5 protein-coding genes and 2 pseudogenes are annotated in these 8502 nt (G+C 61.8%); 6 read left to right on the forward strand and 1 reads right to left on the reverse strand.

Annotated features, from left to right (window positions below; all coding sequences use genetic code 11):
• From BG35_RS11980 to bchD, 6 genes and pseudogenes are all read left to right on the forward strand, one after another.
• Window positions 1–328: DUF2806 domain-containing protein (locus tag BG35_RS11980; RefSeq protein ID WP_152535164.1), on the forward strand; the 328-nt coding region annotated here is incomplete at its 5' end.
• Window positions 264–758 carry a hypothetical protein gene (locus BG35_RS12660; RefSeq protein ID WP_173399732.1) on the forward strand — a complete coding sequence of 165 codons (495 nt, stop codon included), beginning with the start codon at window positions 264–266 and terminating at the stop codon, window positions 756–758. The genes BG35_RS11980 and BG35_RS12660, both read left to right, overlap by 65 nt.
• 34 nt (window positions 759–792) lie before the next feature.
• Window positions 793–1815: pseudogene (locus BG35_RS14105) on the forward strand (restriction endonuclease subunit S); the annotation flags it as partial.
• A 101-nt stretch (window positions 1816–1916) separates the two neighbouring features.
• Window positions 1917–2246 (forward strand): restriction endonuclease subunit S, encoded by a 330-nt coding sequence (locus tag BG35_RS13600; RefSeq protein ID WP_025781822.1) that lies wholly within the window; start codon window positions 1917–1919, stop codon window positions 2244–2246.
• Window positions 2243–5263: a type I restriction endonuclease subunit R gene (locus BG35_RS0104100; protein WP_025781823.1), complete on the forward strand. Its 3021-nt coding sequence runs from the start codon at window positions 2243–2245 to the stop codon at window positions 5261–5263. The genes BG35_RS13600 and BG35_RS0104100 overlap by 4 nt, the downstream gene beginning before the upstream one ends.
• An 87-nt stretch (window positions 5264–5350) precedes the next feature.
• A pseudogene (gene bchD / locus BG35_RS10205) lies at window positions 5351–7395 on the forward strand (magnesium chelatase ATPase subunit D).
• 118 nt (window positions 7396–7513) lie between these two features.
• On the opposite strand, the gene BG35_RS13025 reads toward bchD, so the two are convergent.
• On the reverse strand, window positions 7514–8502 hold a 989-nt coding region (locus BG35_RS13025), incomplete at its 5' end, for an autotransporter outer membrane beta-barrel domain-containing protein (protein WP_161632527.1).

Below are 8502 nucleotides of genomic sequence, written 5' to 3' on the forward strand. Positions count from 1 at the left end.
AAAGCGACTGATGAACGTTGGGGTGATTGCAGGCCACGCCGCTGAAGAACTGGGAGACACGAAGGTTCCTGATCACGATCCTGACCCGGACTGGGCCGCTCGTTTCTTCGATTGCACCCAGGATGTATCATCCGAAGATCTGCAAAAATTATGGGGACGAATCCTTGCAGGAGAAGTTAAATCTCCTGGGCAAACCTCACTGCGTACACTTTCTATTCTTAGAGATATGACACAGCAGGACGCTAAAAATTTTTTCAGATCTAATGCGTTTTCGAATTTCAAATCTCATTTTCCACGATCACCCTGGCTTAGAAAAAGTGTTGGGTGAAAGTTCTCATTGGCTGGTTCGTTTTTCGCAAATTGGACTCCTTGGTGGCTTTGGAGAAGCCAAGAGAATAACGCTGGGAGACAACGGACAATGGGTAGGCGAGCACTGTGGCCATGCCTTGATCATTGAAGGACGACCAGGCCAGATATTTGAGATGCGGACAATGGACTATCCTTCTGTGGCCTCCTTGATAACCACTGCAGGTATGGAGCTTGCAAAACTGTGTCAGCATCACGAGCCACACTTCCAATATCTATCTCATGTTGCAGGACTTCTTGCAGAAGGGAGCGGTACACTTAAGTTAGCTAAAATTATAGATAAAAATACTGAAGATTTACAGCTTTCCGAATCCGAAACACACATTATTAAACCATTCGTCAAGCCTGAAGAGGGTGACCAAAACCAACAGGAGCCCAACAATGCCAAATAACGAGAAACCTTACCAAGAGAACCACAAAGCCACCATGCGGCAGCCCTCTGCCAAAGCGTGGACCAGCCAACCCTATCCGGCCTACAAGGATTCTGGCGTGGAGTGGCTGGGGCAAGTGCCAGAGCATTGGGAGGTGCAACGTCTCAAAAATTGGCTGGGAATCAACAGGAAAACCTTGCCCGAGGACACAGATCCAGAGTACACATTCCAGTATGTAGACATCGGATCCGTTTCTACAGGCTACCTCACAGAAACTCCCAAGCGGCTTCGATTTGGCAACGCACCCTCACGGGCTAGACGTATCGTTGCTCACGGCGACACAATTGTCTCTACGGTACGAACGTACTTGAAGGCAGTCTGGTATGCTGACAACCTCCAAGAACCTCTGATTGCTTCAACCGGTTTCGCGGTGCTGACGCCAGATAAAAACACGTTACCGAAATTTGTCAGTTACATATGCCAGAGCAATCCTTTCACAGACCTTGTCACGTCAGAATCAGTGGGAATCGCGTATCCTGCAATTGCCGAGACACGATTGGGGACATTTTCAGTTTGCATCCCACCCCTCCCCGAACAAAAAGCCATCGCCCACTTCCTCGACTACACCACTCAACGCATCCAACGCCACATCCAAGCCAAGGAAAAACTAATCAAACTCCTGGAAGAGCAAAAGCAGGTCATCATCCATCAAGCTGTCACAGGCCAAATCAACATCCAAACCGGCCAACCCTATCCGGCCTACAGAGATTCTGGCGTGGAGTGGTTAAGGAGGGTGCCGGAGCATTGGGAGATGCGGCGGCTGAAGTACACCGTATCCTTCACGGGAGGTGGTACGCCGTCAAAGGCCAATGCGTCGTTCTGGAGTGGACCTATTCCTTGGGTGTCCCCCAAGGATATGACCCGTACACGAATTGATGATACAACTGACCACATTTCCAGACAAGCAGTAGCAGCCAGTGCGACGAGCATCGTAGCATCTGGCGCAGTGCTTTTAGTTGTGAGGAGTGGAATCCTTTCGCGAACGATTCCTGTGGCAATCAATACGGTGCCGATGGCGCTCAATCAAGACATGAAGGCTCTGCACCCCAGAAATGGGATCATTGAGAGTGAGTATCTGCACGGTTTGATTGAAGGAAATCAGGCTTTCTTGCTAAGGGAATGGACAAAGCAAGGCACACGGTGGAGAGCATTGAGCATCATTTACTGGCCAACTCACTTATCCCGATTCCCTCGCTCCCCGAACAAAAAGCCATCACCCACTTCCTCACCCACACCAACCACCGCATTTCAAAACATCGCGCCGCAGTCAGGCGCGAGATTGACCTCCTCCACGAATACCGCACCCGCCTCATCGCCGACGTGGTCACCGGCAAGCTGGATGTGCGGGAAGCGGCTGCCCATCTTCCCAAGGGCGACCCGCTCCCGCTTACCGCCAACTGCCAGGATGGGACGGAGCTTGCCGACCCCGGCCGGAGCCACCGCCCATGACCACCGATGTCAGCGAACGGGGTTTGGAACGCCTCATTTGCCAGGCCCTCACCGGCGACCCCTGTGATCCCCCCGCCGGCCCCACCAGCGGCGCACCAGCCGCGGCGCCAGGGGGGTGCGGTTGGTCACCGGGCAACCGTTACGACTACAACCGGGAGCACTGTCTGGACATCGTCCAACTCCGCACGTTCCTCCACGCCACCCAGCCGGACGCCGCCCCCGCCCTCCGGCTGGAGGAGGACGGCCCCACCCGCCGCAAGTTCCTGGCCCGTTTGCACGAGGAAATCGCCAAACACGGTGTCGTTACCGTGCTACGGAACGGCATCCGCCACGGCGCCCACCACCTGGAGTTGTTCTACGTTACCCCCTCCCTCCACAACGACACGGCCCGGCGGCGGTTCCAGCAGAACCGGTTCACCGTCACCCGCCAACTCCGCTACAGCCGGGACGAGACCCAGCGGGCGCTGGACATGGTTTTGTGCATCAACGGGCTGCCCGTCTTCACCTTCGAACTCAAGAACAGCCTCACCCGGCAGACGTTTGAAGACGCCGTTGAGCAGTACAAACGGGACCGCAACCCCCACGAGCCCCTGTTCCGGCTTGGGCGGTGCGTGGCCCACTTCGCGGTGGACGACCACCAAGTGCAGTTCTGCACCCATCTCCAGGGCAAGGCGTCCCGGTTCCTGCCGTTCAACCGGGGTTGGCAGCAGGGGGCCGGCAATCCCCCCAACCCGGACGGCCTCAAGACGGATTACCTGTGGCGCCGGGTGCTCACCCGTCAGAGCGTAGCCAACATCCTGGAGAACTACACCCAACTGGTGGCAGCAAAGGACGGGAAGACCGGCAGGACGAAGAAGGTGCAAATCTGGCCCAGATACCACCAGTTGGAGGTGGTGCGGCGGCTCCTGGAGGATGCTTGCCGGCACGGGGCGGGGAGGCGGTATCTGATCCAGCACTCCGCCGGCAGCGGCAAGAGTTATTCCATTGCTTGGCTGGCCCATCAACTCATCGGGCTGGAGCGGGATAGCTGGCCCGTCTTCGATTCCGTCGTCGTGGTCACCGACCGCCGCATTCTGGATCAGCAGATCCGCGACACCATCCGGCAGTACACCCAGGTGCGGGCCACGGTGGCCCATGCGGAACACTCGGGAGATTTGCGCCGCTTCATTGAGCAGGGCAAGAAGATCATTATCTCCACGGTGCAGAAGTTCCCCGTCATTGTGGAAGAAATCGGCAACCCACAGCGGGGCCGCAACTTCGCCGTCATCATCGATGAAGCCCATTCCAGCCAGGGGGGCAAAGCCAGCGCCGCCATGTCCCGCACCCTGGGGGAGACGGGTGACCCGGAGGAGGCGGAGACCGACGAGGACCGCATCAACCGCTTGATGGCGTCCCGCAAGCTGCTCCCCAACGCTAGTTATTACGCTTTCACCGCCACCCCCAAGAATAGGACTCTGGAGATTTTCGGGGATCCGGAGCCCCAGGGGGACGGCGCGGTGCGCCATCGGCCGTTTCATGTCTACAGCATGAAGCAGGCCATCCAGGAGGGGTTCATCCTGGACGTGCTCCAGCATTACACCCCGGTCAGCAGCTACTACAAGCTGGCCAAGACCGTGGAAGAAGACCCGGAGTTTGACGCAGGGAAGGCCCACAAGAAGTTGCGGCGCTACGTGGAAGGGCACCAATACGCCGTCCGCCACAAGGCGGAAATCATGGTGGAGCATTTCCATGAACAGGTGATCGCCCAACGGAAAATCGGCGGCAAGGCCCGGGCCATGGTGGTCACCAGCGGCATTGAGCGGGCCATCCAGTATTTTCATGCCGTCCGCGATATCCTGAAGCAGCGCAAAAGCCCCTACCGGGCCGTCGTCGCTTTCTCGGGAGAACACGGCGATGAAAAACTGACCGAGGCCACCCTCAACGGGTTCCCGGCCGCCAGGATTGCCGAGGTGTTCCAGGAGGAGCCCTACCGCTTCCTGGTGTGCGCCGACAAGTTCCAGACCGGCTACGACGAACCCCTGCTCCACACCATGTACGTGGATAAACCCCTCTCCGGGGTCAAGGCGGTCCAGACCCTTTCCCGCCTCAACCGCGCCCATGCCGGGAAGCACGACGTGTTCGTGCTGGATTTCCAGAACGACACGGAGACCATCAAGGCGGCCTTCTCGGATTATTACCGCACCACGATCTTGTCCGACGCCACCGACCCCGACAAGCTCCACGACCTGCAGGCCCACCTGGACCATGCCCAGGTGTACGGGCCGGATCAAGTAGAAGCCTGCGTCAGGCGCTACCTGGACGGCGCGGAGCGGGACCAACTGGACCCGATATTGAACCGGTGCGTGGCGGTGTATCGGAGCGACCTGGACGAAGACGCCCAGGTAGCGTTCAAGAGCAAGGCCAAGGCGTTCGTGCGCACCTACGCTTTCCTCTCTTCCATCCTTCCCTACAACAACCGGGGCTGGGAAGAGTGTTCCATCTTCCTGAACCTGCTGATTCCCAAGCTGCCGGCGCCGGTGGAGGAGGATTTATCAAAAGGCATCCTTGAGACCGTTGACATGGACAGCTACCGGGCCGAGAAGAGAGCCATGCAGGCAATTCTCCTGAAGGACGAGGACGGGGAAATCGATCCCGCGCCGGGAGAGGACAGTGGCGGACAACGGGAGGCCGAGCTGGATCTGCTCTCCCGTATCATCGCCAACTTCAACGATCTGTTCGGTGGTATCCCGTGGGCGGATAAGGATCGCGTCGAAAAGACAATTACGGAGGAGATTCCCGCCAGAGCGGGAAACGACCCCGCCTTCAGGAACGCAAGAGCACACTCGGATCGCGATAATGCCCGTGTCGAGTACACCGCAGCGGTGAAGCGGGTCATCATGGGCATGATGAAGGACCATACCCAGTTCTTCAAACACTTCATGGACAACCCGGACTTCAAGCGGTTCGTGATTAACGCCAGCTTCGACGTGGCCTACAGGAGGAAAAAATCGCATTCCCCCGAAAGCGGGAATCCATAGTTTAACAGCGAACGCCACCACCCCTCCTCCCCTCCGGGGCGGGCAGGAAGTCAAGCTCTACAATGCCCAACCACCGGATCCCCTGCCATGGTTGCCAGCGACGCAAGCCCTGTTCCCTTTGCCGGTGTGGGCGCCGTGGCGCGGCAGGCCTTTCCCCTGACCGCCGTCACGGGCCATGACACGGCCAAACTGGCCCTCCTCCTGGCGGCGGTAGATCCCGGCCTGGGGGGTGTGGTGATTGCCGGTCGCCGTGGTACGGGCAAATCGGTGCTGGCCCGGGGGCTCCATGCCCTGTTGCCCCCCATTGAAATCCTGCCCGGCAGCCTCAACAGCGATCCCCGGGATCCCCAGGACTGGGACCCCGCAACCCGGGAGCGCTGGGCCGGCGTGGCGCCCCAACAATTGCCCACCCAGGTGGCGCCAGCCCCTTTTGTGCAGGTTCCTGTTGGCGTGTCCGAGGACCGGCTGTTGGGGGCCGTGGACGTGGGCGCCTCCCTCGGCAGCGGCAAGGCGGTGTTCCAGCCGGGGCTGCTGGCGGATGCCCATCGGGGGGTGCTCTATCTGGATGAGCTGAACCTGCTGGACGACGCCATCATCAACCTGCTGCTGGAGGCGGTGGGCAGTGGTTGCAATCGGGTTGAGCGGGAAGGCATCAGCACCAGCCATCCCTGTCGCTGCCTGCTGCTGGCCACCTACAACCCGGAGGAGGGACCCGTGCGGGACCATCTGCTGGACCGCTTCGCCATGGCCATCAGCGCCGATCAACTGCTGAGCCGGGACAACCGGGCTGCTGCGGTTGCCACGGTGCTGGACGCAACCCGTGATTCCCGGGGATTCCGTGAGCACTGGCGGCAGCAGACCGACGCCCTGGCCACCCAATTGTTGCTGGCGCGGCAGTGGCTCCCGGACGTGCGCATCAGCACGGCCCAGGTGGCCTATCTGGTGGAAGAAGCCATCCGGGGCGGGGTGGAAGGACATCGGGCGGAGTTGTTTGCCATGGGGGTGGCCAGGGCAGCGGCGGCCCTGGCGGGGCGGGACGAGGTGGCGGCGGAGGATCTGCGCACCGCGGTGGAACTGGTCATTGCGCCCCGGGCCCGGTTTGATGAGCGCCGGCAGACCCAGAATCAGCCTCCACCCACCCCAGAACCGGACACAGGTCAGGAGGAGACGGACAACGAACCGGACACGGAACCGGAGCAGCCAGAGGACACGGACAAGGATCCTGAACAGCAGGACCCCGCCACTGTCCCGGAGGAGTTTCTCCTGGAGCCGGAAGCGGCGGCGGTGGATCCGGATCTGCTGGTGTTCCAGGCGGCGCAATCCCGGGCCGGGCGCAGTGGTCGCCGGGCGGTGGTGAACAGTGACAGCCGGGGCCGTTACGTGCGCCCCATGCTGCCGCGGGGGCCGGTGAAACGGATTGCGGTGGATGCCACCCTGCGGGCCGCGGCGCCCTACCAGAAGCAACGCCGCCAACGGGATGCCAGCCGCCCTGTCGTCATTGAAGAGAACGACCTGCGGGCCAAGCAACTGGAGCGGCGAGCCGGGGCGCTGGTGGTGTTTCTGGTGGACAGCAGCGGCTCCATGGCCTTGAACCGGATGCAGGCGGCCAAGGGGGCCGTGCTGCGTCTGTTGGGGGAAGCCTACAAAAACCGCGACCAGGTGGCCCTGATTCCCTTCCGGGGGGAACAGGCGGAGGTGCTGCTCCCCCCCACCCGCTCCATTACGGCGGCGCGGCGGCGCTTGGAAACACTCCCCTGTGGGGGTGGCTCACCCCTGGCCCACGGCCTCACCCAGGCGGCCCGGGTGGGGGTCAACGCATCGCCGCGGGCGACATCGCCCAGGTGGTGGTGGTGGCCATTACGGACGGGCGGGGCAACGTTCCCCTCAGCCGCTCCCTGGGTCAGGGGGAGGACCCCGGCAAGGATGTGCGCCAGGAACTGTTGGAGGTGGCGGCCCAGTATGTGCGGCTGGGCATCAAGTTGCTGGTGATCGACACGGAGCGCAAATTCATCCGCAGCGGCTTTGGCGAGGATCTGGCCCAGGCCGCCATGGGCCGCTACGTGCGCCTGCCCAAAGCCACCAGCCAGGCCATGGCCGCCATGGCCACGGACGCCCTGCAAGGCATGGTGTAGCCAATCTGCGGCCTATGTAAGCGTACTGGCTGCGCCTTCCTGGATGCCGGCATCGGGTGGGGAAGAAGCTTCCTGTCCTAAGCCGGGCCGCGCCCCTCTTATTGACCTGACCATGCCGTCAGAACAGCAAAGAGAACTGCAGCCCCAGGGAGTGCTCCGTTGGGGAAGTGGGGCCGTTCTCCTGCCGTTCACCCTCCAGGGAAATCTCCCACGGCTCCGCCTGATCCTGTTGGGCATAGGGGGTCAGTGCCCACGCCATACCGTAGCTCCTGCCGGTAGGGGCCAGCGCCACCGCCAGCGACGGGGAGAGGGTGAGGCGGTTGTTGTGGGTGGGGAAGCCGTAGGCCAACTGCGCCTCGAACTGCTGCCCCCCGCTGCTGGCGTCGTCCAACCCCTCCATGCCGGCGGGATTGAGGAGGGCATCCATGCCCGATGCGGGTGCGCCCATGGTGTGACCCAGGGCGAGGGAGGGTCCCCGATTGGTGGGGGAGGGGTCCCAGGCGAAGGAGAGGGCCAAGCCCTGCTCCCGGAACTCCTCGTCCACGTGGGTCACCAGGGAGCGCCCCTTCAGTTCGCCCCTGATGCCCCGTTGTGGATCGCTCCATGCCAGAGCTGCGCCCACCTCCAGGCCGAAGCCGGTTTCCCCATCGCCGCTGTCCTGTCTCATGCCCACCTCCAGCGAGGGGAGCAGCGCCGCACCGTTGGCCAGGGGGAAGGGGCGGCCCGCCTCCAACCCCACCCGCAGCCGGGAGACGCTGCCCTCGCTGGAGGGGAGAGCATCCACCTGCTCGGTGGTGGTCTTCTGGCTCAGCAGATCGATGGTGGTGGTGAGGCTCAGCCCCTCGGCGCCGCCATCGATGAGTAGGCCGTCCATGCCCACTGCGCCCATCACCATGGTGCTGCCGGGCTTGTACTCCCTCTTGCTCCCATCTGGTGTGAGGGAGAGTTGTCCCCAGCCGTACCCCGCCACGGCCCACACACCCAGTCGTGGGGTGAGGGCGTAACGGCCATAGGGGAACAGGCCCAGTAGGGTGCTGCTGAAGTCTCCATCACCATCGTTGTCCCCCTCTCCCGCGTAGCCGCCGCTCCCCCAGGAGTGGGAGAGGG

It is taken from the genome of Candidatus Synechococcus spongiarum SH4 (assembly GCF_000586015.1).
GTDB classification, from domain to species: domain Bacteria; phylum Cyanobacteriota; class Cyanobacteriia; order PCC-6307; family Cyanobiaceae; genus Synechococcus_B; species Synechococcus_B spongiarum_F.